Here is a 22,717-nt window from a genome sequence, read left to right as displayed (position 1 = left end):
CCTCCCCCTTGCGGGGAGGGGTGGGGGGTGGGGGTCCACACAAAAACTGCCGCCGGAGTACCCCCCTCCCCACCCCTCCCCCACAAGGGGGGAGGGAGCGCAGCGGGGCAAGCGGCGAGATCAGCCTGCGAACGTGGACAAATACTCCACCACGCGAACGGCTACTCCACCGAGATCGGCGAGAAGTCGATGAACCAGCTCTTCGGCTGCACCACGCCCTTCACCTTCGGGCTCATCGCGCGCGGGCCGACGTCGTGCGCCACGTAGAGGAACGCCGCGTCATCGACCGACGCCGCATGCAGCTCCGCCAGCGCCTTGTCGCGCTCGGCCGGATCGAAAGTCTGGCGCGCCTTCTTCACCAGCTCATCGAACTTCGGGTTGTTGATGAAACCCCAGTTGTTGGAGACCGGCGGCGCCATCGAGGACTGCAGGAAGCGCACCAGCGCAAAGAAGGGGTCCATCGCCGCGTAGGTGACGTTGGTGGCGTTGGCGCCGTTGGCGGACGGATCCTTGGCGCCGCGACGCCAGTTGGTGAACAGCGTGTTCCACTCGATGACGTCGAGCTTGACGTCGAAATAGCACTCGGCCAGTGCCTGCTGCAGATATTCGTTCATCGGCAGCGGCTGCATCTGGCCCGAGCCCGACGCCGACGTCTGCGTCTTGACCTCGAGCTTCTTGTTCGGGCCGTAGCCGGCCTCCTGCATCAGCTTCTGCGCGGCCGCCTTGTCGTACTTGATCTCGAAGGTGACGTTGCCGCGCCAGGGATGGCCCTTCTCGAAGGTTCCGGTCGCCGGCACCATCAGTCCGGCAAGCAGGCCGTCGCGCAGGCCCTCGCGATCGATGCAGAGGTTGGCAGCCTTGCGAACGCGGATGTCGTTCCACGGCGAGCCTTCGACGCGCGAGAACTGCCAGGGCCAGACATGCGGCTGCTCGTTGGCGTAGAGCTTGAAGCCGCGCTGCTTGATCTCCGGCAGCGCATCCGGCGCCGGCGCCTCGACCCAGTCGACCTGTCCGGACAGCAGCGCCGCGGTGCGCGCGTTCGCCTCGGGCATCGGCAGCAGGATCATCTTGTCGGCCTTGGGCACACGCGCCTTGTCCCAATAGGCATCGTTCTTGACCAGCTCCAGCCGCTCGCGCGGCGTGAACTTCGCCATCTTCCACGGACCGGTGCCCGAGGCATCCTTGGCGAAGGCGGCCCAGGCGGCTTGCGACTTCGCCTTGTCGTCGGCGCCGGTCGCGGACTCATAGAGTTTCTGCCACTTCGTCGGGCTCGCCATGAACAGATTGGTGAGGTTGATCGGCAGGAAGCTGTCCGGCTCCTTCGTCGTCAGCTCGACGGTGAGATCGTCGATCTTGCGCGCCGATGCCAGCGTCGGCATGCGCGAGGCGGTGACGCCGACCTGGCTCGGATCGAACTGCGGCGCGTCCTGCTTCAGCACCTTCTCGACGTTCCACACCACGGCGTCGGCATTGAACGGCGCGCCGTCATGGAAGGTGACGCCGGGACGCAGCTTGAACGTCCACTTGGTCTTGTCGGCATCGTCGACCTTCCACTCGGTGGCAAGGCCGGGAATGACGACGCTCGGCTTGTCCTCCGACGACAGGTCCCACATCGTCAGCGCGTCGTACATCGTAAGGCCGGTGAAGCGGTTGCCCTCGAAGCCCTGATCGGGCTGGCCGAGCGTGCGCGGAATGTCTGCGGCAGTCATGCCGATGCGCAATACGGTTTCCGCGCCCGCCTGCGCCGGCAGCACGAGGATGGCAGCGCTGGTCATCATGGCGGCCGCAACGGCCACGCGCGTCGTCATTGAGGTCGCAATACGCAAAAGCACGATCAAGGTCTCCGATCAGCTGGCTAAATTCTGGGCAGCATTATGCAACGCCTATGCCAGCGGTGCTCCCGATCTCGTGCCTGCGACGCGAGGTCACAACCGTTTGTGCTCGAACGATCCGGTCAGAGGCTTGGCACCCCGATTGCAGGTCTTGCGCGTCGAATTTGATCCGGTTTCAACGGAGCTTCATCTTCATGCGTATCCGATTCTCATTACTCGCCACTGCGCTCGCGCTCAGTCTTTCCGCGGTCGCGGCGCGGGCCGAAACGGTTCTGCGCTACGGCATCTCGATGGCGGACATTCCGCTGACGACGGGCCAGCCCGATCGCGGCGCCGGCGCCTATCAGTTTACCGGCTACACGATCTATGATCCGCTGGTGGCCTGGGACATGAGCATCGCCGACAGACCGGGCAAGCTCATTCCCGGCCTCGCCACCGAATGGAAGATCGACGAGGCCGACAAGACCAAATGGCGCTTCACCCTGCGCAAGGGGGTCAAGTTCCACGATGGCAGCGACTTCAATGCCGATGCGGTGATCTGGAATCTGGACAAGGTGCTCAACGATAAGGCACCGCAGTTCGACAAGCGGCAGAGCGCGCAGGTCAAAACACGCCTTCCCTCAGTCGCGAGCTACGCCAAGATCGACGACTCCACGATCGAGATCACGACCAAGACGGTCGACTCGTTCTTCCCGTATCAGATGCTGTGGTTCCTGATTTCGAGCCCGGCGCAATATGAGAAGCTCGGCAAGGATTGGGACAAGTTCGCCAGTCAGCCCTCCGGCACGGGACCATTCAAGCTGACCAGACTGGTGCCGCGCGAGCTCGCGGAGCTCACCAAGAATTCCGAATATTGGAACAAGGACCGGCTGCCGAAGACGGACAAGCTCGTGCTCGTGCCGATGCCGGAAGCGCTGACCCGCACCAACGCGCTGCTCGCCGGCCAGGTCGATCTGATCGAGACGCCGGCGCCGGACGCCGTGCCGCAGCTCAAGGCGGCCGGCATGAAGCTCGTCGACAACGTCACACCGCATGTCTGGAACTATCATCTCAGCGTGCTGCCGGGCTCGCCCTGGACCGACATCCGCCTGCGCAAGGCGCTCAATCTCGCGATCAATCGCGACGAAGTGGTCGGGCTGATGAACGGCCTCGCCAAGCCCGCCAAGGGCCAGGTCGACCCGTCGAGCCCGTGGTTCGGCAAGCCGAGCTTCGAGCTGAAATACGATCTCGCCACCGCCAAGAAGCTGGTCGAGGAAGCCGGCTATTCGCCAGCCAAGCCGCTGAAGACGACCTTCATCATCGCGCAGGGCGGCACCGGCCAGATGCTGTCGCTGCCGATGAACGAATATCTGCAGCAGAGCTTCAAGGAGATCGGCATCGACATCGACTTCAAGGTCGTCGAGTTGGAGACGCTGTACACGCATTGGCGCAAGGGCGCCGCCGACGAGATGAACGCCGGCATCACCGCCAACAACATCGCCTATGTCACATCGGACCCGCTCTACGCGATCGTCCGCTTCTTCGCCTCCGACCAGATCGCGCCCGTTGGCGTCAACTGGGGCGGCTACAAGAATCCCAAGGTCGATGCGCTGATTGCTGAAGCCAAGCAGACGTTCGATCCGGCCAAGCAGGACGAGTTGATCGCGCAGGCGCATGCGGCTGTGGTCGACGATGCGGTGCTGGTCTGGGTCGTGCACGACACCAACCCGCACGCGCTATCGCCGAAGGTCAAGAAGTTCGTGCAGGCGCAACACTGGTTCCAGGACCTGACGACGATCGGGGCGGAATAACTGACCGGGCCGGCTGCCGTCGCGCTCGCAAAGAAAGAAGCCCGGCGTTTTGCCGGGCTTCCTCCTCAGCACGATAAGCCAGTATTTCATTTCCCGAAGGCGCCCGAGTCAAACTTGTAGGAGGCCTGGAGAAAGCCGCCGTACCGCTCGTAGCTGAAGGTCGTGGGCGACCCCGGGACTCCAGGAAATTGGGTGGTCCCACTGGTCGTCCGGGCGTACCAATAGCGGCCACCGACGCCGACGCTGAAATTTCTCGTCACGTCGTATGACACAATGCCCTCGAGCTGGTAGCCCCAGCCATTTCCAGATTGCGGAAGCGGATTGATGTCGGGCCGCAGCCAGTGATTGTCGAATCCGCTCAGCCGGACATAGGGCAGAACGGCGCCATCGAGGGTGACGTTCCAGTTCTGGCCGAGCTTGAAGACGCCGTTCAACCCCACGCGGAGCGAATCCCAGTTCTCGGTCTTGCTGAGCACCAGCACGCCCCCCGCAACAGGATCGAGACCACAGATAAACGGATTGGTCGCGACCTGGGTACATCCGTATGCGTTCACGGTTTCGTAGAAATGATTGTAGCCGACGAAGCCGCCGACCTTGAACGCCGGCCCCCTCCAGAAATTGTAGCCGGCGTCGATCGTGCCGTACCAAAGCCTGCCGCTGTTCACGCTGCTGTCCGTATTCGAGTACGGAATGACGGCCGGCGGGAAGTCTTCGTCGTTGAGCCTGCCGCTGAAGATGTTGCCACCGCCCGCAAAGCCCTTGGCGAAGAAACCCAAACTGTGATCGGCCCTGGCGAACCCCTCGCCGGCATGGCTGTTGAGATTCTTGTAGGTCAGCAGAGAATTGGTTTGGCCAGCGACGAAAGGATCGCCCAACGTGTAGCGGGTGCGGCCCGAACTGTAGAAATAGCGGGCGCCGACCTCGAACTCCCACAACGAGACCGGCGGAGGCGGCGCCTTGACCGGGAGATCCGCGGCCGACACCGCGCCCGCCCCGAGCACACAAGCCACAGCAGCAATGAGGCTGCCCGCAACTGGTAGAGTGAAACGCTTGATCGCACCCCGTGCCGGCCTGCCCTGCGTCAAACCGGCCGCACTCCCGTCCTCAGAAGACTGCATCGATGCCCCCCATCTGCATGCACTTTCTATCTTGAGTAGAAAAATGCTACAAGCACGCGCAGATTCATGCAATCGACGTCACATGACACAAGTTGCTTCTTATCCCGCTGTTGCAACCTCGCAACAAACGCGATGCGCTCGACGCCTGCTCGATTGCGCTATCCTTGTACCCGTCCCGCAGACTGGAGCGCGCTATCGTTCGGTCAAGCTCGTCATCCTGTCGCTCGCATTCATCGGCAAGCTCGCGGCGGTGGACGCCCAGACATCATCCAATGGGCCTGTAAACCCCTTCGTCCCATCGTCATCGAAGCAGGATGCGGGCAAGCTGCCGCGTGCCAAGCGAAGTCTCCCGCCACGGCATTCCACCCGCCCCGTCCCCGGCACGGATGAGCGCAGCAAGCGTTGCCCGCCCTATTCGGCTTATGTGGTCTGCAAATGATGAGCATACTCATCGCGCGGGCACCGGACCAGGCCAACGAGGCCGCCGCGACATGATGCGAACTCGGGAACGGACCACCGGCTACTTCGTCAGCAGTGCGTACGCCCCGTTCCAATCCTCGGGCGGCGGATTGACCTGGTAGTTGCGGATGCGTGCGTCATAGAGATCATAAAGCTTGGCCAAGTCTTGTCCCTGGTCGCTCTTGCGGCCGCGCTCGATCGCGGCCAGCGCCCCTTCCCAATCGCGGCTGCGATAGCTCGCCAGCATCTCGATGGTGAGGTTGCGGAGCAACTGGAAGCGCTCGGAGTACATCACGTCCTCGCGGCCGGCGATGGCGTAGATCACCTCCGGTTCGGTCTTACCCTTGACCATGATGAAGTCGAGCTCGAGAATCGCGAGCCGGTCCTTCACGGCCATCGCAGTCGCCGAGCCGACGATGATCGGAAAGCCGTACTCCTTGGTCTGGCCCTCCAGGCGCGACGCGAGGTTGACGCTGTCGCCAAGCGCCGAATAGTTGAACTTCAGGTCGGAGCCCATGTTGCCGACCACGCCGATGCCGGTGTTGAGGCCGATGCCGACCTTGAGCGGAATGTAGACGTGGCCGCCATGCTCGGCCTCCTGCTCGCGTTCGCCGTTCACCTGATCGATCCGCTCGAGCATGTCGAGCGCCGCCTCGCAGGCATTGATCTGATGATCCTTGTCGGCGAGCGGCGCGTTCCAGAACGCCATGATGGCGTCGCCCATGTATTTGTCGACATAGCCCTTGCGGGCGATGATGGCGTTGGTCAGCGGCGTGAGGAAGCGGTTCATCAGCTGCGTCAAGCCCTGCGGATCGTGCTTGTAGCTCTCCGAGATCGTGGTGAAGCCGCGCACGTCCGAGAACATCACCGTGATCTCGCGCTCCTCGCCGCCCAGCGTCGGCGGCGATTGGGCAAGCTGCTCGACCAGCACCGGCGACAGATATTGCCCGAACACCGAGCGCATCTGCCGGCGCTGATTCTGCTCGCGGACGAAATTGGCGAAGATCAGCGTCAGATAGATCGCCGTCGTCGACAGCATCGGATAGGTGAAGTCGATCAGGAGCCGGTGCTGGGTGTAGAAGTACCAGGAGATGCCGAGCAGCGCGCTCGCGAACAGTCCTCCCACGATCACCAGCGTGATGGCGCCGAGTTGCGGCGCGAACACGATTACCAGCAGCCCGAGCAGGACGGCTCCGAAGAACTCGACCACGACTCCCCAATAGGGCCGCGTCAGGATCGAATCCGTGAGCACCGACTCCAGCACCTGCGCGTGCACCTCGACGCCCGGCATCGCCGAATACACCGGGGTGGTCTTGATGTCGTTCAGACCGATGGCCGACGGTCCGATCAGGATCAGCTTCCTCGCGATCTTCTCCGGTGGCACGTGGCCTTCGAGCACGTCGATGGCAGAGACGTAGATGGATGGATCATGATTGGCGTAGTGCACCCAGATCTTGCCGTTGCCGTCGGTCGGAATCTGAAAGCCGCGCAGGCCGAGGCTGGTGATGCCGCCCTCCTCGGCCTTGACGAAGACCGTATCTGTGGCGGTCAGGACCCGCAGCATCTCGAAGCTCAATGCCAGCATCGTGACGTCCTGCGCCCGCATGATCATCGGCACCCGGCGGATGATTCCGTCGCGCTCGGGCGGGATCGTGAACAGGCCACGCCCGGCCGCCGCATGCTCGATCACCGGAACGTTACGCAACAGTCCGGGAAATGGCTCCATGAACGGGATCGGGTCGCCGAGCATCGCAAAGCCGGTCACCGGCAATGTCTTGTCAAGATCGGTGCGCCTGTCGAGGCTGGCCGTCTCGCCGAGCACGATGCGCGACCTGCGCAAGGCGTCGGCCAGCATCTGATCATTCGACGGTAACGCCTTTAGCTTCTCGCGCGTCGCCTCATCGAGATTCAGAAACGTATCCGCCGCGATCGCCGGGTTGAGCCGGTCCGGCTCGGCGAAGACCACGTCGAAGGCGATGACAAGCGCGCCGAGCTGCGTCAGTCTGTCGATGATTTCAGCGATGCGCGTCCGCGGCCAAGGCCACTGGCCAAGCTTGGGGTCGGCGAGACTCTTCTCATCGATGTCGACGATGGTGACCGGGCGCATCGTCTTGAGCCGGGGGCTGAACGCCTGGAAGTTGTCGAAGGCGCGGAGGCGTAGCTCCTGCATCGGCGCGGGATCGGCAGCGCGCAGCGCCGCGAAGGCGACCAGCAGCACCAGGCACATCAGGCGCGCAAAGCCGAACTTGCGTGCGAACCATCGAGGAACTGCTCTCAATCGCTTCATGCAGCATCCGATATCACGCCGAGGCGGGCGATCCGAGGCGTCTGATCGTCTCCAAAGAGCGCTCGGCTTGGCAACGCCGGCGCCCGCATCGCAGACGGACGTGCGGGCTCAGACGAGGTGGAAACCGTCGTGATGCGCCTTGAATTGATCCAACGTCACCCCCTTGAGCGTGAGCGTATCATGCACCGCATCGGTGATGACGGTGTCGTGGCCGCCATTGGCCGACTGCGCGGCAGCGACCACCGCTTCGACGCTGGCAAACAGCGAACGATCGAGCTCGACGATGTCCTTGTTGAGATCGAAATCGCCGATCGTGGCGCTGCCGAAATGCGGGTTGAAGACGAAGGTGTCGTTGCCGTCCTTGCCGAAGATCGTCACGCCGCCGCCGACATTGACGAAATTGTCGTTCTGGTCCGTGCCGTTGATCGTCGATGCGCCGTTGCCGGCCAACGTGACGGTCAGCGCCTTGGTCGCAGTTCCGCCTCGGCCGTCGCTGACGTCCGCCTGATAGGTCACGGTCAGCGTGTCACCGGGATTGAGAAAATCCAGGTTCACATCGGCCGGATGATATGTCCAGTGCAGCACCTCGGAGCCGCCATCGGATATCGCGCGGTCGAAGGTGATCGCGTGGGCATCGGCCAGCGCCTGGACATGGGCGTTCGAGGGCAGGCTCGGCAAGCCATTGTATTTGATCACGCCGTTCTGGACCACCGAAGCGGTCAGCGTGTCGCCGACATCCCTGTCGAGCACCGTCAAGGTGCCGGACATGCCGCTCGTCAATTTCACCGGCTGATCGGCGATGAAGCCGGCCGAAACATTGTCGAGCTCGAACGCATTCTGGCTGCTGGCGAGCACCACCTTGTTGAACGGCGACAGGCCGAGAAACTCGACATAGCCGTTCGAGGCCAGCGACGCCTGCCCGCCATTGGCGAGCAGCGGCGCGACGTCGCTGCCCGTGTAGGACGCCACCAGCTTGTTGCCGTTGTAGAAGGAGATGCTGTTGTAGCTGTCGACCGAGCCCCAATACAGCCCGAAGCTGTTCTTGACGCTGTCGAAGGTGATGGTCTCCTGCGCGTGGCTGCCGACGCTGAGATAGTTGGTCTTGTCGGCGCCGTCGGCCATGTAGGGCGCCGCCGACACCGGGGAGGAGCCGTGCACGATTCCCGCATTGCCGCTGGCCGTGAAGGTTGCGTGCAGCGCCTCGCTGTAGAAGCTGCCGTGACCGCGCCCGTTGTCGGAGATCGAGCCCTCCGACACGCGATCGAACGTCTCGGTCGGCATGCCCTCGGCATTGGTCTTGGCGGTGCTCGCCAGCACGGTCGCCCGCTCGGCCAGGACGACGGTCTGCACGGTCGGATTGGTCTCGCCGGTGATGACGGGCGCGTCCTCGGCGCCATTGACCGTGATGGTCACGGGCACATTCTGAACGCCGCCGTGGCCGTCGGCGATCTCAATTGTGTAGGTCAGCGTCACGTGCTGGCCGGCTCCGAGATAGTCGAACGCCTTGTCCTGGGCGGAGAAGGTCCAGGGTTGCGATGCGGTAGCGCCTCCCACGGAATCGGTGAGAGCTCCGAGCGACAGCCAGCTCTTGAGCAGCGATGTGTCCGAGGGAAGACCGCTGTGGGCGCCATCGACTTCGACGTCGATCACCTTGACCGCATGCGTGTCGGCGACGTCGGCATCGGTGAAGGTGATCGTGCCGTGCGCGGTGTCGAGATCGCTCGATTCCGACTTGCCGGAGTGCTCGGCGATTACAACGGCCTGCGCCAACGACTTGACCACCGGCAGGTCGTTTGTCCCGGTGATGGTGACGACGATGGTCGAGGCCGCGGTGCCGCCGCGATGGTCGTCGAGCGTCACGGTCGTGGTCACCGTGACGGTCTGGTCGTCGCCGAGGAAATCCAGCGAGCCATCGGCGATGGCATAGGTCCAATCGACAGAGCCGTTGTTGGTGTTGTCGCTTTGAACCAGATGCAGCGCCTGCGCGAGCGCAGAGACCTGGTCCGGCGTCAGTTGACCGGACAGATCGGTGTTGTCGGCCGCGGTCCACTTCACCGTCTGCGCATTGGTGAGGATGGCAGCCGTCGGGCGGTCCGTCAGATCGACATCGGTGAAGTGAATGGTGCCGCCGACGCTGCGCGGATCTGACGATCCGGTCGTGCTGGGCGTCTCAGTGATGGCGCCGGCCTGGTGGGGATCGGCGACCACCGGCACGTCATCCTTCGCCATGAGCGTGATCAGCGTTCCGCCATGGCCATCATCGCTCCCGGCAAAATGCGCATCGCTATAGTTGCCGACGAGCGTCAGATCGATGCGGTGGCCCTGGCCGTCAATGACGCTGAGCACGCCCGCTTCCGAATCGTAGGTCGCCGTCGTCGCCGCGCTCCACTTGATCGTCTGCAGGTCGATCTTGTCGTCAACGCCGAGGCCGGCGAGTTTGGCGGAGAAGCTGGCGTCGTCGATGACGATCTCGCTGCTTCCCTTGCTGCTGAAGTCGATCGTCTGTTCGATATGGTCGTCGATCTTCAGGATGGCGTCGGCATCGACCTTGATCTGGCCGGAGCCTTGGACATCGCCAGTGATCTCGAACGTACCGCCCGTGATCTCGATCGTGCCGTCGTTGTAGATCGTTCCACTGAGGCCGCTCGTGCCGCTCGCCGTGATCGTGCCATGGACATGCAGCTCACCATCGCCGCTCACCTTGGTGTCGACGAGATCGAGGTAAGCGCCGAGATCGACGGTGAAGACGTGGAGATTCTCGACGTCTACCCCGCTCAGCGTCACGTGACCGGCGATCTCCAGCGTGCCCGCGATCTGGATCTTCAAGGTGCCGCCCGTGAGCGTCGTGCTCCCGTCGAGCACCAGCGTCGACGGGACCGGCATCTCACCATCCTCATCGATGATGATCTGACCGTCCGTGTTATCGATGGTGACATTGTCGAACGTGGTCGCCACCGCAGTCTCGACATGCACGATGCCGTGGTTGACGAGATCGCCGCCGGTGATCGTGCTGCTCTCGATCACTAGCACCGCGCCGTCGTCCACCTGGACTGTGCCGGAATTGTCGACGGTGACACCGGCCAGGGTCGCGGTCTCGTCTGCAGCGACCTCGAGCGTCGAGCCGTCGCCGATCGTGATGCCGACGTCGGTCAACGACGCGCCGCCCTGAACGGTCAGGATCGCCGTCATTTCCGCAAGCGGACCGGTCTCGCCGATCAGCAGTTCTCCGCCAGCGACGGCGCTGCCGTCGATCGTGCTGTCGCCGTCGACGGAGATCGTCCCATGGCTGGTGATAGCGCCGCCGGCGATGCTCGTGCCGCTCAGAGAGAGAGCACCAGCCAGCGCAATGGTGATCGCGGCGGCGTTCGCATTGGTGATCGTCTCGTCCTCGAACGCATTGCCGCTGCCGGACACGGCGATCGTGTCGAAATTGTCGAGCGTCCCGCCGATCAGCGCGGCGTGGCCGATCAGGGCCACCGCTCCGCCGGACTCGTTGATCAGCGTGCCGCCGCTGACGCGCGCCTGTGACAGGGTCAGCGTTCCGGCGTCTTCGACCGTGATCGTACCATCGGTATTGTCGATGCTGGTGTCGTTGGCGAGCGCGAGCGCGCCACCCGCCTTGATGTCGATCAGGCCGACGTTCGTGACGATCTCGTTCGAGATGGCATTTCCGGCGCCAGACACATCGACCGCGCCGAAATTGGTCAGCTGGCCATTGCTGATGTCGGCTCCGCCTTTCAGGACGAGCAGACCGTTGGCTTGCGGCGGCGTTTGCCCGTCGTTCTCCAGCGTGCCAAAATTCTGAACGATCGGCATTCCCTGGATCAGAATGGTGCCGCCATCGATGCTGCCACCCTCCAGGGTCAGCGTCGCGCCCTGGTCGACCTGGATGAGGCCGGAGGAGTCCTCACCGCCGTTGGTGACGTCGCCGTGCACGGTCAGCGTACCGCCGGACAGCTCGATCGTTCCGGTGTTGAAGATGCCGGCGTTCGCCCCGAACACGCCGCCACCAGCCAGCAGCACGGTGCCGGCATTGTGAAACTCGCTTTGCTCGAGGATCTGCACCGAGCCGCCGACGGTGATCGTCGCACCCGAGAAGTTGTAGATGAGCGAGTCGGCCTTGGCGGTCAGCGCGCCGCTGATCGTCAGCGTGCCGTTATTGTCGAGCTCCGGAACGGCGCCGCCGCCGAAATCATTCAGCGTGACCGATTTGGCATAGGCGTAGGCGTCGTCATCGATCGTCACCGGAAAGGCCGGCGTCAGGCCGTGCAGCTGATCGGTGATGATGATGACGTCATCATCGGCGGTCGGAGCCAGACCGGTTGCCCAGTTCGCGCCGTCGCTCCACAGATGAACCTGCCCCCCGCTGCTCTCGCCAGGCTGCGTCGTGGCGATCCAGACCACCGCCGGATCGTCGGTGCCGGTGATCGTCACCGTGACCGTCTGCGTCGATGTCGCGCCTTGCGAGTCCGTCACGGTCACGGTGTAGGTGAGCGTCAGCGTCTGGCCGGCGGGAATGAAATCCGCGACATAGACCGGCAGGTTGGCGAAGCTCCAATTGATCTTGCCGGTGCCGCTCCCGGTGCTGTCGGAGGCCAGAGACGCAGTCAGGGCCTGTTCGAACAGCGCGAACGGAGCCGGCGGAATGCTGCCGCCGCCCTTCAAAACCGCGCTGGTCAGCTTCGCCGAGACGGTATGGCTGTCGGTGAGATCGACGTCCGTGAAGGTCAGCGTGCCCGAGGTCGGATCGTCCGATGTCAGCGGGCCGCCGGGCACGCTGGTGCCGCCCTCGAACGCGATGGTCTGGACGCTCGCGACGATCTCGGGCTTGTCGTTGGTCCCCGTCACGGTGATCGTGATCGGGACCAGAGCGAATTCGTTGGACGGCGCAAAGTTGTTGTCCACGCGGACGATGTAAGTCAGCGTCAGCGTTTCACCTGCCGCCAAAAAATCGAAATACTTGTCGGGAACGCTGTAGGTCAGCGTCGCCGTGCCGAAATTCTTGTTGTTCGGATCGGGCGTGACCGTGATCTTCACCGCGGTCGCCAGGACGTCCTGCAATTGTAGGGCATTCAACGAGGCCGTGACGTCGGCCTGCTGCGCGCTCTTATAGGCGTAGGAACTGAAACTGACGGACACCGTCGGCCGGTCGATGCCATTGACGTCGACGAAATTGACGCGACTGAGCACGGCGTCGAGATCGGCGCCGTTCCCAGTCTGACCGGCGCGCTCCATAATTCCGAAAGCCGTCGTCAGCCGGCCGCCGGTATCGAGAATCCTGACTTCCGGCGGACCCGGGATGTGCGACAGCTGCTCGCCGGTCTGGCCAGTCCCGGTCGTCGCGCCGGTGTCGTCGACCACGCGGATGATCGGCGTCGCGCTGGTGCCATTGGGCAAGGTCAGCGGCGTCAGCGTCTGCGGCACCCCGATGTCGGTGAAATGGGTCGTCGACTTCGGATTGCTGTTGTCGGTGAACTTCAGCGTGAAGACGTCATTGATGAGCTTCTGGATGTCCGGCGTGAGCGGGACAGCGCTCTGATTCACGATTCCGTTGCTGATCTGGATCTGCTGTCCGGCCTGATTCACCACAGCGATCGGCTGCAGCGTCGTCTTGTCGAACAGAACGTAGGAGCCGGTGTGGCCATCGGGCTCGACCAGCACCTGGAACTTGGCATCGGGCAGACTGCCCTGCCCCGGCACCGTGAAGTCGATCTCGACCAGCACGGCCGTGCCGCGAATGCCCATGGTCGCCACGGGCGTGTCGACCTTCATGTCGCCATGCTTGGCGGTCTCGCCGGCCACGAACGAGATCGTGCCGGCGACGAGGCTGATCAGCGAGGAATTGTTCGACCCGTTGGGGTCGTACACCATTTCATTCAGCACCATCCGCGCATTCGACGACAGGCCGAACACGGTGCCGTCGATGAAGGTGATGCCGAGCGTCGAATCCGAGCCGGACTGGACGACGTCGCCCTTCTCGACGTTGTCGCCGTTGTGAAGGAGGATCGAAACGCCGTTGCGGATGACCGTCGCGGTGCCCTGCAGCTTGGTCACATGGCCGATGACCTTGCTCACGCTCGCGGCCGCCCCGGCCTGGCTGACCTGCACCGCGCCGGAGAGCGCGTTGACGAGGTCGCCGGTCAGATGCGCGCCGTCCGGCGAGGCCAGCGGCGCGCGTTTCTCGCCCTTGAAATAGTCCGGCAGCACCATCTCGCGTCCGTCGGACGACAGGATCAGGTCGAGACCAGACCGCTTGAAATCGGCATTGAACAGAAAATGCGCGTCCGGAACGACGATCGCGTCGGTCGGCGCATGGGCATGCGGCGTCTCCAGCCGCACGTGACCGTGCGAAGAGGCGCCCCGGCCTTCGGAGAAAAGCGCGGCGTCAAAATTGCCAGCGTAATTCAAGGGGCCACCGACTATGGTTAATGAATACATAAGAATGAGTGTTCAAGGCGTGCATATCACTGGCAAGTGTCTGGCGGAACCACCTTCAGCTTGTGCTTCAGGTGGCCAAAAACGGCGGCTTCCGCGGGATCGCTACGATGTTGTCGAGTTTCTGCCCTCTTTAAAGCTGACCCCGGCCGAGACCTGCCAAGTCAAAATTCACGTCGCTTCAGAAAATCAAAGTAATTCCAAGTATTCATAGGCCATCCAATACCTTTGCCGACATCAACATCCGCACCGGCTTACCCCTGACAACGGATTTCAAGTGGAGGACTGCGGGTGGGAGAACAAGAATCGACGAATTGCATCAATTTGGCAGGAGCTGCGGATGGGTTCGAAGCACAACTTCACCGCGAACCCTCCAGACCTTCGCGACCATCGCTCAGCTTTCGCTAGGATTTGTCGCATCGGAGCAACACAACGTTCAGCGTAAATCCTGCGATTTGGTCGCCGGATTGCCGGTTTTAAGCAGAGGCCAAGCCTTCGCACCCATGCTGACCCCCAACAAGCATCCGGTTCCGTCAGGCGCTGCGTCGTGCCGGCCGAGATCCGGGCACGGGGCGTCACATGAATTTTCTCGCGCTGATGCGCGCATCGCTGGCGGTCGCGGCCGCCAGCGCCGCCATATGGATCGGCAGCCCAGCGGGCGCCGGTCCTGTCGCGCAGCCATTGGGGTTCGCAACCGCCATCGAGGATACGGCCGAGCCATTCGGCCTGCCGCGGGTCGGCCTGGAAGCAGGCCCGTTGCGCGACAAATGGTTGGCGCTCGCGCGCAAGCTCGAAGACGAGCGCGTGCAGCTTGCGCTGTGCGATGGCGACCGCGAGCGCTGCGTCTCCCCTGCCGCCCTCAGCCTGCTGGCGATCATCGATCAGGGCCGTCTCCGGGCGGGACGGGCAAGGCTCGGCGAGATCAATCGGGCGGTCAATCTGGCCATCCGGCCGGCCAGTGATCTCGCTCAATATGGCCAGGTGGACGTGTGGGCCTCCCCTCTCGCTACCTTCGAACGCCGTGCCGGCGATTGTGAGGACTACGCGATCGCCAAGCTCGTCGCGCTTCGGATGGCCGGCGTTGCCATCGACGATCTGCGGATCGTGATCCTGCACGATGTCGTCCGGGACGAGGATCACGCCGTCGCGGCGGCGCGCCTCGACGGGCATTGGCTGATGCTCGACAATCAGCGGATGGCGATGATCCAGGACAGCGATGCGCGGCAGGTGCGGCCGTTGTTCGTGATCGACGAGACCGGCATCTCCCGGTATCAGGCCTTGCCCCTGATGGCGGAGGTCCGGGCGCTGTCGCCTGAGGGGACAGCTTCCGTGAACTATTGACGATCGCGCATCGTTGCCGCGTGCCCACAACTTGAGACGTGGCCGGGAGTTCACGGGACGAGGACGGCAGGAATGCGGCCAGTGCGCCGACGGAACCGGCCGGCACCGAAGGACACGATGCGGCGGCTCGTTCACCGCGCCGCAACGAGTTGCATCCACATTGCAGACGCGAACCGAACGAGGCGATAGTGCCGTCATGACCCCAGGCAGCCCCGCCCTCGCCGTGCGAGGACTGACGAAATGTTTCGAGCGGCCGGCGGTCGATGCGCTCGACCTCGTGGTGCGCTCGGGTGAATTCTATGCACTGGTCGGCCCGAACGGCGCCGGCAAGACGACGACGCTGCGCATGGTCGCGGGCCTGCTGCGGCCGGATGCCGGGCGGATCGAGATCTTCGGCATCGATGCACTGCGCGACCCGATCGCCGCCAAGCAGGTGATGGCCTGGGTCTCCGACGAGCCCATGATCTACGACAAGCTCACGCCGCTCGAATATCTCGAGTTCGTCGCCGGACTGTGGGGCATCGATCCGGCGGCCTCGAGTAACGCGGCAACCGAACTTCTGGTCTCGCTCGGGCTGGAGCCGCATCTGCACGAGCGCTGCGAAGGCTTTTCCAAGGGCATGCGCCAGAAGGTCGCGCTCGCCGGCGCGCTGATCCACGACCCGCGGCTGATCATCCTGGACGAGCCGCTGACGGGCCTGGACGCGGTGTCGGCGCGGCACGTCAAGGGCCTGCTCGCCGAGCGCGTCCGCCGCGGCGGCACGGTGATCATGACCACGCACATTCTCGAAGTCGCCGAGCGCATGGCCGACCGGATCGGCGTGATCGCCGCCGGGCGCGTCGTCGCCGAAGGCACTCTGGCCGAGCTGCGCCAGCAGAACGGTCGCACCGACACCAGCCTGGAGGAGTTGTTCATCGCACTGGTCGACGTCGAGTCCGCGGCATGACGCGGGCGGCGACGCTCGCCTGGTTCGCCCGTCACGAGCTCCGGCTCGCCTGGCGGGAATGGCTCGGCATGATCACGGCCGGCAGGCGCCGCCGCACGCGGGCCGCCATCATCGGTCTCGTGCTGTTCGGCGCCCTCATGCATCTGCCGGCCTGGGTCGTGGTCGGTCGCTACGCCGATCTCGAGCTGCCGCTCGACAAGACCGCGCTGATCGTCATCACCGCGACCATCATGCTGTCCTGGGCGCTGATGCTGTCGCAGGCGATCGAATCCGTCACACGCGTGTTCTACGCCCGTGCCGACCTCGATCTCATCATGTCGTCGCCGGTGCGGCTGGCCGAGATCTTCTCCGTCCGGATCGCGGCGATCGCGCTCTCCGTGACCAGCATGGCGCTGCTGCTCGCGACCCCCTTCGTCGACGTGCTGCTGATCGAGGGTGGCACGCGCTGGCTCGCGGCGTTCGTCGTGGTCGCGGCCGTCGGCCTGTCGGCGGCCGCGGTCGCCATTGCCATCACGATCGTCCTGTTCCGCCTCATTGGTCCGGCGCGAACGCGGCTGGTCGCCCAGATCCTGGCGGCCGTGATCGGCGCCGGCTTCGTCATCGTGCTGCAGATCGCGGCGATCGTGTCCTATGGCACGCTGTCGCGCTTCGCCATCCTCACCTCGGATGCCGCGGCCGCCATCGCGCCCGATCCCGACGGTCTTGTTTGGCTGCCGGCTCGAGCGGCGCTCGGCGACGGCCAGGCGCTGCTGATTCTGCTGGCAGCCGGACTGTTGTTGCTCGGCGTCGTCATGATGGTGTTCTCGCCGCGCTTCGCCGACACCGCGATCAGCGCCGCGGCCCAGGGCATCTCCAGCCGCGCCGGCGCACGCGTCAGGTCGTTTCGGGGCGGCTCGCGGCAGCAGGCGCTGCGGCGCAAGGAGTTCATGCTGCTGCGGCGCGATCCCTGGCTGATCTCGCAGACGCTGATGCAATTGCTCTATCTGGTGCCTCCGGCGCTGCTGCTGTGGCGCAGCTACTCCGACAGCTCGCAGGCGGTGTTCCTGATCACGCCGGTCGTCGTGATGGCGGCGGGCCAGCTCGCGGGCGGCCTCGCCTGGCTCACCCTCTCCGGCGAGGACGCGCCCGAGCTGGTGGCGACGGCGCCGCTGCCGGCGACGCGCATCGTGCGCGCCAAGGTCGAGGTCGTGCTGATCACGATCGCGATGATCTTCGCCCCCCTCGTGCTTGCGCTCGGTTGGGTCGCACCGGCGCAGGCGGTGGTCACGGCCGTTGCCGTTCTGGTCGCGACCGTCTCCTCCACGGCCATCCAGCTCTGGTTCCGGATCCAGGCGCGTCGCAGCCAGTTTCGCCGCCGCCAGACCTCGTCGCGGCTGGCGACCTTTGCCGAGGCGTTCTCCTCGATCGGCTGGGCGGCGACCGCGGCGCTGGCGCTCGCGCTGCCCGAGGCCGCCATCGTCTGCGGCCTGATGACCGCGGGCCTGTTGCTCGCGGCCTGGAAGCTGAGCCCGGCGCGGGCCTGAAGCGTTCAGCGCAGCAGCTCCGTCACGGCGGCGGCGAACGCCTCCGGCTCTTCCTGCGGCAAATTGTGGCCGGCCCGCGCGATCACGCGATGGCCGATCCGGTTGCTGAACTTCGCAGCATGCGCCTGGCCGTCCGTTGCCGGGATCACGCCGTCGGCGTCGCCATCGAGCGTGATCGTAGGCACGGTGATGACGGGCAGGGTCGCCAATCGCCGCTCCAGCTCCTGATAGCGCGGATCCCCATCGGCCAGCCCGTAGCGATGCCGATAGCTGTGGATCACGACATCGACGTGATCGGGATTGTCGAACGCGTCCGCCGCGCGCGCGAAGGTCGCATCGTCGAAGCGCCAGTGCGGCGACCATTGCTGCCACAGCAGCCGTGCGATGTCGGCGCGGTGGGCGGCGAGCCCGGCGCGGCCGCGCTCGGTCTGGAAGTACCACTGATACCAGAACGCGAACTCGCGCGGCACCGGCGCCGGCTCCAATGCCCGCGCGATGTCCTGGATCAGATAGCCGTTCACGGAGACCAGGCCCGTGCAGCGCTCGGGCCACAGCGTCGCGCCGACGCAGGCGGCCCTGCCACCCCAATCATAGCCGGCGAACACGGCGCGCGGGATCGCCAGCGCATCCATCAGCGCGACCAGATCGGCGCCGACCGCGGCCTGCTGGCCCGAGCGCGGCGTCGATGCGTCGCGGAAACGAGTGGGTCCATAGCCGCGCAGATAGGGCACGATGACGCGGCAGCCCTGCGCGGCGAGGCGCGGCGCGACCTCGACATAGGAGTGGATATCGTAGGGATAGCCGTGCAGCAGGATGACGACGGGGCCATCGGCCGGCCCGCTCTCGACATAGGCAATGCGGAGCACGCCTGCGTCGATCTCCCGCAACGGCTGCAACACCCGATCCGTCATGCCATCTCTCCACGTCGTCGCGCCGCGCTCTCGAGCCGGGCGTTGCGCCGAGGATAGTTCTGATCCGGATTCCCCGCTACACTCACACGCGCTGTCGAAGGGGAACTGCCATGCTGCGCTCGCTGGTCTCGCTGCTTGCCGTGCTGGTCGCGTTCGCATCGCCCGCTCTGGCGCAATCGGGGCCGCGCACCAGCGAGTGCCTGGCGATGGCCGGCAACCAACCGCGCGCGATGCCGGTCAGCCTGCGCCGGACGGCGGCTGCCGGCAACGAGGTGACGATCACCTATGCCGGCCACTCGACCTACTTCATCGACACGCCGATGGGCATCCGCATCGCGACCGACTACAGCGGCGCCTATCAGGTCGGACGGCTGCCCGACGTGATCACCATGAACCGCGCGCATTCGACGCACTACACGCTGGCCCCCGATCCGCGCATCCCGCATGTGCTGCGCGGCTGGGGCGACGACGGCAAGCCGGCCCAGATCTTCGAGCGAATCGGCGACGTGCTGATCCGCAACATCACCACCGACATCCGCCGCTATTTCGGAGATTCCATCGGCGTCGACATGATCAAGGACGGCAACTCGATCTTCATCTTCGAGGTCGCCGGCCTGTGCATCGGCCATCTCGGCCACCTGCACGTCAAGCTCGACGAGACTCATTTCGCCGCAATCGGCCGGCTCGACGTGGTGATGGTGCCGATCGACGGCACCTACACGATGTCGCTCGACGGCATCTCGGAGATCACCAAGCGTCTGCGCGCCTCGGTGGTGCTGCCGATGCACCGCTTCGCGACTCCGCTCGACGAGTTCATGCGCAAGATCGGCCAGCAGTTCGAGATCGACCGCCGCGCCGAGCGCACCTTGAAGATGTCGCGCGAGCTGCTGCCACAGGTCCCGACCGTGATCATCCTCGACGGCGTCTAGGCGCCCGCAAGGCTGGTGCCGCGGCGGCCTTCCGGCGTCAGGAACATGCGCTTGAGCTTGTTGATGATCCGCACCGCGAGGCCGAGCACGTAGGGCTGCGTCTTCAGGCAGAAAGCGAGCTTCTTGACGTGGCCTTCGACATGCCACTTGGCATGTGCGCCATCGCGGAAGAAGATCACGTCGCCCGGCCCGTAGCGTTTCGCCGGCATGCCCTCGCTCTCCAGCGTGATCGCGCCTTCGAGGATCAGGATGGTCTCGTCGAAATCGTAGTACCAGTTGAACTTGCCCTCGGTGCAATGCCAGACGATGGTCGAGCCCAGCCCGTCGCTGCTGCGCGCGATGGTGCAGGAGGTCGCGGTCGGATTGCCCTCGATGATCCAGGACGGCTCGATCGGAGCGGGCGCCAGGTCGACGGCGAGATTGGCGGTTTCGATCAAGGACGGAGACATCTTGGACCTCAAATGCATGGGACTGAAATGACCGGGCGAACGCCGGCATGAGCCTGCGACCGTAGCCGATTGCACCTAATGGCTGCTTTCCGCGATCGTTAAGATTTGAACAGACCACCGCGACCAGCCGTCGCATCACAAACACGCAAGCGCTATAAACTTCACGCGAACGCCGCAATTTGTTCGCGGCCTCGCCAAACCTGCTGATCTACTGTTTGCTCGCACTGCAAGATGCGGACAGGCGCCCCTCCGGTCGCCCTGCCCATCCTGCGCCGTGCCGTCACCTTTAAAGATTTGCCGCCTTCGCAGAGATAAGGATTTCCCAGGATGCGCCGACTGAGCCTCGCACTCGCCCTCACGCTGTCCGCCGCCGCCCTTGCAACCAGCAGTCTCGTCATGGCGGGCGAAACGCCCGCCCCCGAAAACGCCAAGGCCTACTTCATCAACCTGAAGGACGGCGACACCGTCTCCTCGCCGGTCCTGATCCGCTTCGGCCTGTCCGGCATGGGCGTCGCGCCGTCCGGCACCGAGGCTCCCAACACCGGGCACCACCACCTGCTGATCGACGCGCCCGCGCTCGAGGGCGACGCACTCAACGAGGCGATCCCGGTCGATGCCGGCCACGTGCATTTCGGCAAGGGCCAGACTGAAGCCTCGGTCAATCTCACGCCGGGCAAGCACACCTTGCAGCTCGTGCTCGGCGACTGGAGCCACATCCCCCACAACAAGCCGGTGATGTCGGAGCGGATCACGATCGACGTGCAGGCCACCACCGGCAGCGCCAAGCAGTAGGCAGTTTCGATCGACGACGACACCGCCGCGAGCATCGCTCGCGGCTCGCTTCGGGCCGGTGCACGCGTGGCGCCGGCCCGTCATGCGTCAGGCCCACTCGCCCTTGCGGAACACCGGGACGCGGCGGCCATCTTCATGGAGGCCGTCGATGTCGGTGTCGGCCGCGCCGATCATCCAGTCGATGTGGATCAGGCTTTGGTTGCCGCCCTGGGCTGCGATCTGCTGCGGCGACAGCGACGTGCCGTTGACGAAGCATTTGGAGTAGCACTGGCCGAGCGCGATGTGCGAGGCCGCGTTCTCGTCGAACAGCGTGTTGTAGAACAACAGGCCGCTCTTGGAGATCGGCGAGGAGTGCGGCACCAGCGCGACTTCGCCGAGCCGGCGCGCGCCCTCGTCGGTGTCGAGCACTTTGTTAAGCACCTCCTCGCCCTTCGAAGCCCTGGCCTCGACGATGCGACCCTCCTCGAATCTGACCTGGATGTTGTCGATCAGCGTGCCCTGATAGGACAGCGGCTTGGAACTGACGACGTGACCCGACACACGGCGGCAATGCGGCGTCGTGAACACTTCCTCGGTCGGAATGTTGGCGTTGCAGGTGATGCCGTTCTTGGCAGTCGAGGCGCCGCCCTCCCATTCATGGCCGTCGGCAAGACCGATCGTCAGGTCCATGCCGGGTCCGGTGTAATGCAGCGCGCTGAAACGCTGGCCGTTGAGCCACTCGGTGCGCTCGCGCAGCACCGCGTTGTGGCGCTCCCAGGCAGACACGGCATCCTCGCGGTCGACACGCGACGCTGCGAAGATCGCGTCCGCGAGCTTCGCCACCGCGACCTCCTCCGGCACGTCCGGGAAAACCAGCTTGGCCCAGGACGGGCTCGGATAGGCAATGATGTTCCAGTTGGTCTCGAAATTGGTGATCTTTTCCAGCGCCGGCTGATAGGCCTTGGAGTTGGCCTTGCTGGCGCGCGCCACCTTGGCCGGATCCTGGCCGGACAGCAGCATCGGATTGTCGCCGACGATGGCGAGCCGCGCGGTATTCTCCGAGAACGCCTTGGCCATGCCCTGATAGAGCCAGTCGGCGGCGCGATCGAAGCTGTTGTCACGGCCAAAACGGTAGCGCGCCAGCGTCAGTTCCTCGTCGGAGAAGAACGAGGTCACGATCCCAGCGCCGGCCTTGTAGGCGTGCTCGGCGACCTTGCGCACCAGCGGCAGCGCCACCGACGGCGCGGTCAGCAGCAGATCCTGACCCGGCTGCAATTGCAGGCCCACCTTCACCGCCACCTCGGCCAGGCGGTCGAGCTTGACGGGATCGATGGCGGCATCGAAGTTGCGCGGATGTGCGGTCATCAGGGGATCCAGTTCCGTTTCTTTGCGGTGTTGAAGAGATAGGCCAATCGATGGGGCGGTCAATGGTGAACGGGAGACGGCTCCTGCATCGCCTCTCCGCCCTCGTCGCCGTGCAGGGCATGGCCCGGACAACTGCCGTGAAGGTGTTCGGAAACATAGCCGACACCTCAAAACGGGCCCTATGGATCCGCATCAGTCGCTCTCCAAAGCTAAGCCGCGAGCTCGGTGCCCGCCCTCCCCTGGAGGGGGGAGGGTCGCCTCGTGGTGAGCGAAGCGAAACGTGAGCCGGGGTGGGGTGATCTCTCCACGTGCACAAGCGCTCGCGGAGAGATCACCCCACCCCGCTCGCCCGCTTCGCGGGCGACCGACCCTCCCCCTCCAGGGGAGGGTGGGCACCGAGCCATTGGCGCCGTCGTGATCAACAATTTTGAGGCATATGGGATGTGCATATGGGGATGTGTGTCCGTAGCCTCGCGGCGCCCCGGGCGTCCGAGTGATACAGTGGTCTCACCCTCTTCAAACGAGAGGGTGCAGGGAAGGCCGGACCTCGACTGAGGCCCG

Annotated in this window: 13 protein-coding genes; 6 read left to right on the top strand and 7 right to left on the bottom strand. The window is 64.6% G+C overall.

Features of this window, described 5'->3' with window-relative positions:
- Positions 1-161: 161 nt before the first annotated feature.
- Positions 162-1,808: an ABC transporter substrate-binding protein gene (locus tag QX073_RS11680; protein WP_410052155.1), complete on the bottom strand. Its 1,647-nt coding sequence runs from the start codon at positions 1,806-1,808 to the stop codon at positions 162-164.
- Positions 1,809-2,026: 218 nt separating this feature from the next.
- Here QX073_RS11680 and QX073_RS11675 point away from each other — a divergent pair, with 218 nt between their 5' ends.
- Positions 2,027-3,622, top strand: a complete 1,596-nt coding sequence (locus QX073_RS11675; protein WP_315713710.1) for an ABC transporter substrate-binding protein — start codon at positions 2,027-2,029, stop codon at positions 3,620-3,622.
- A gap of 86 nt (positions 3,623-3,708) precedes the next feature.
- Here the strand turns inward: QX073_RS11675 and QX073_RS11670 are convergent, their stop codons facing one another.
- From QX073_RS11670 to QX073_RS11660, 3 genes are all read right to left on the bottom strand, one after another.
- The gene (locus tag QX073_RS11670; protein ID WP_316159349.1) at positions 3,709-4,740 is read right to left on the bottom strand and encodes a hypothetical protein; all 1,032 of its coding nucleotides are present in this window, start codon (positions 4,738-4,740) and stop codon (positions 3,709-3,711) included.
- A gap of 520 nt (positions 4,741-5,260) precedes the next feature.
- Positions 5,261-7,486 (bottom strand): adenylate/guanylate cyclase domain-containing protein, encoded by a 2,226-nt coding sequence (locus QX073_RS11665; RefSeq protein ID WP_316174578.1) that lies wholly within the window; start codon positions 7,484-7,486, stop codon positions 5,261-5,263.
- A 108-nt stretch (positions 7,487-7,594) separates the two neighbouring features.
- Positions 7,595-13,894: a VCBS domain-containing protein gene (locus QX073_RS11660; protein ID WP_316225798.1), complete on the bottom strand. Its 6,300-nt coding sequence runs from the start codon at positions 13,892-13,894 to the stop codon at positions 7,595-7,597.
- Positions 13,895-14,500: 606 nt separating this feature from the next.
- On the opposite strand from QX073_RS11660, the gene QX073_RS11655 reads away from it, so the two are divergent.
- From QX073_RS11655 to QX073_RS11645, 3 genes are all read left to right on the top strand, one after another.
- The gene (locus QX073_RS11655; protein WP_315825911.1) at positions 14,501-15,262 is read left to right on the top strand and encodes a transglutaminase-like cysteine peptidase; all 762 of its coding nucleotides are present in this window, start codon (positions 14,501-14,503) and stop codon (positions 15,260-15,262) included.
- Between the two features lie 196 nt (positions 15,263-15,458).
- The gene (locus QX073_RS11650) at positions 15,459-16,208 is read left to right on the top strand and encodes an ABC transporter ATP-binding protein (RefSeq protein WP_315825910.1); all 750 of its coding nucleotides are present in this window, start codon (positions 15,459-15,461) and stop codon (positions 16,206-16,208) included.
- The gene (locus QX073_RS11645; RefSeq protein WP_316225797.1) at positions 16,205-17,731 is read left to right on the top strand and encodes a permease; all 1,527 of its coding nucleotides are present in this window, start codon (positions 16,205-16,207) and stop codon (positions 17,729-17,731) included. The genes QX073_RS11650 and QX073_RS11645 overlap by 4 nt, the downstream gene beginning before the upstream one ends.
- A 5-nt stretch (positions 17,732-17,736) precedes the next feature.
- Here QX073_RS11645 and QX073_RS11640 read toward each other — a convergent pair whose 3' ends face one another.
- Positions 17,737-18,642, bottom strand: coding sequence for an alpha/beta hydrolase (locus QX073_RS11640; protein ID WP_316183761.1), 906 nt, complete (start codon positions 18,640-18,642; stop codon positions 17,737-17,739).
- Positions 18,643-18,752: 110 nt separating this feature from the next.
- On the opposite strand from QX073_RS11640, the gene QX073_RS11635 reads away from it, so the two are divergent.
- Complete coding sequence (locus QX073_RS11635; RefSeq protein WP_315825907.1) at positions 18,753-19,571, top strand: MBL fold metallo-hydrolase; 819 nt, start codon at positions 18,753-18,755, stop codon at positions 19,569-19,571.
- Here the strand turns inward: QX073_RS11635 and QX073_RS11630 are convergent.
- A complete protein-coding gene (locus tag QX073_RS11630; protein ID WP_316172711.1) occupies positions 19,568-20,020 on the bottom strand; it encodes a cupin domain-containing protein in 453 nt (150 codons plus the stop codon). The genes QX073_RS11635 and QX073_RS11630 overlap by 4 nt on opposite strands.
- Before the next feature lie 327 nt (positions 20,021-20,347).
- Between QX073_RS11630 and QX073_RS11625 the strand changes: the two genes are divergently transcribed.
- Positions 20,348-20,812: a DUF4399 domain-containing protein gene (locus QX073_RS11625; RefSeq protein ID WP_315754975.1), complete on the top strand. Its 465-nt coding sequence runs from the start codon at positions 20,348-20,350 to the stop codon at positions 20,810-20,812.
- Between the two features lie 87 nt (positions 20,813-20,899).
- On the opposite strand, the gene QX073_RS11620 is transcribed toward QX073_RS11625, so the two are convergent.
- Positions 20,900-22,156 carry an aminopeptidase gene (locus QX073_RS11620; RefSeq protein WP_315713699.1) on the bottom strand — a complete coding sequence of 419 codons (1,257 nt, stop codon included), beginning with the start codon at positions 22,154-22,156 and terminating at the stop codon, positions 20,900-20,902.
- Positions 22,157-22,717 lie beyond the last annotated feature (561 nt).

Origin of the sequence: Bradyrhizobium sp. SZCCHNS3052, from assembly GCF_032484495.1 — a bacterium.
In the GTDB taxonomy this organism is placed as follows: Bacteria; Pseudomonadota; Alphaproteobacteria; order Rhizobiales; family Xanthobacteraceae; genus Bradyrhizobium.
The sequence above is the reverse complement of the archived record's forward strand: the minus strand, read 5'-3'. Positions and strand labels throughout refer to the sequence as shown.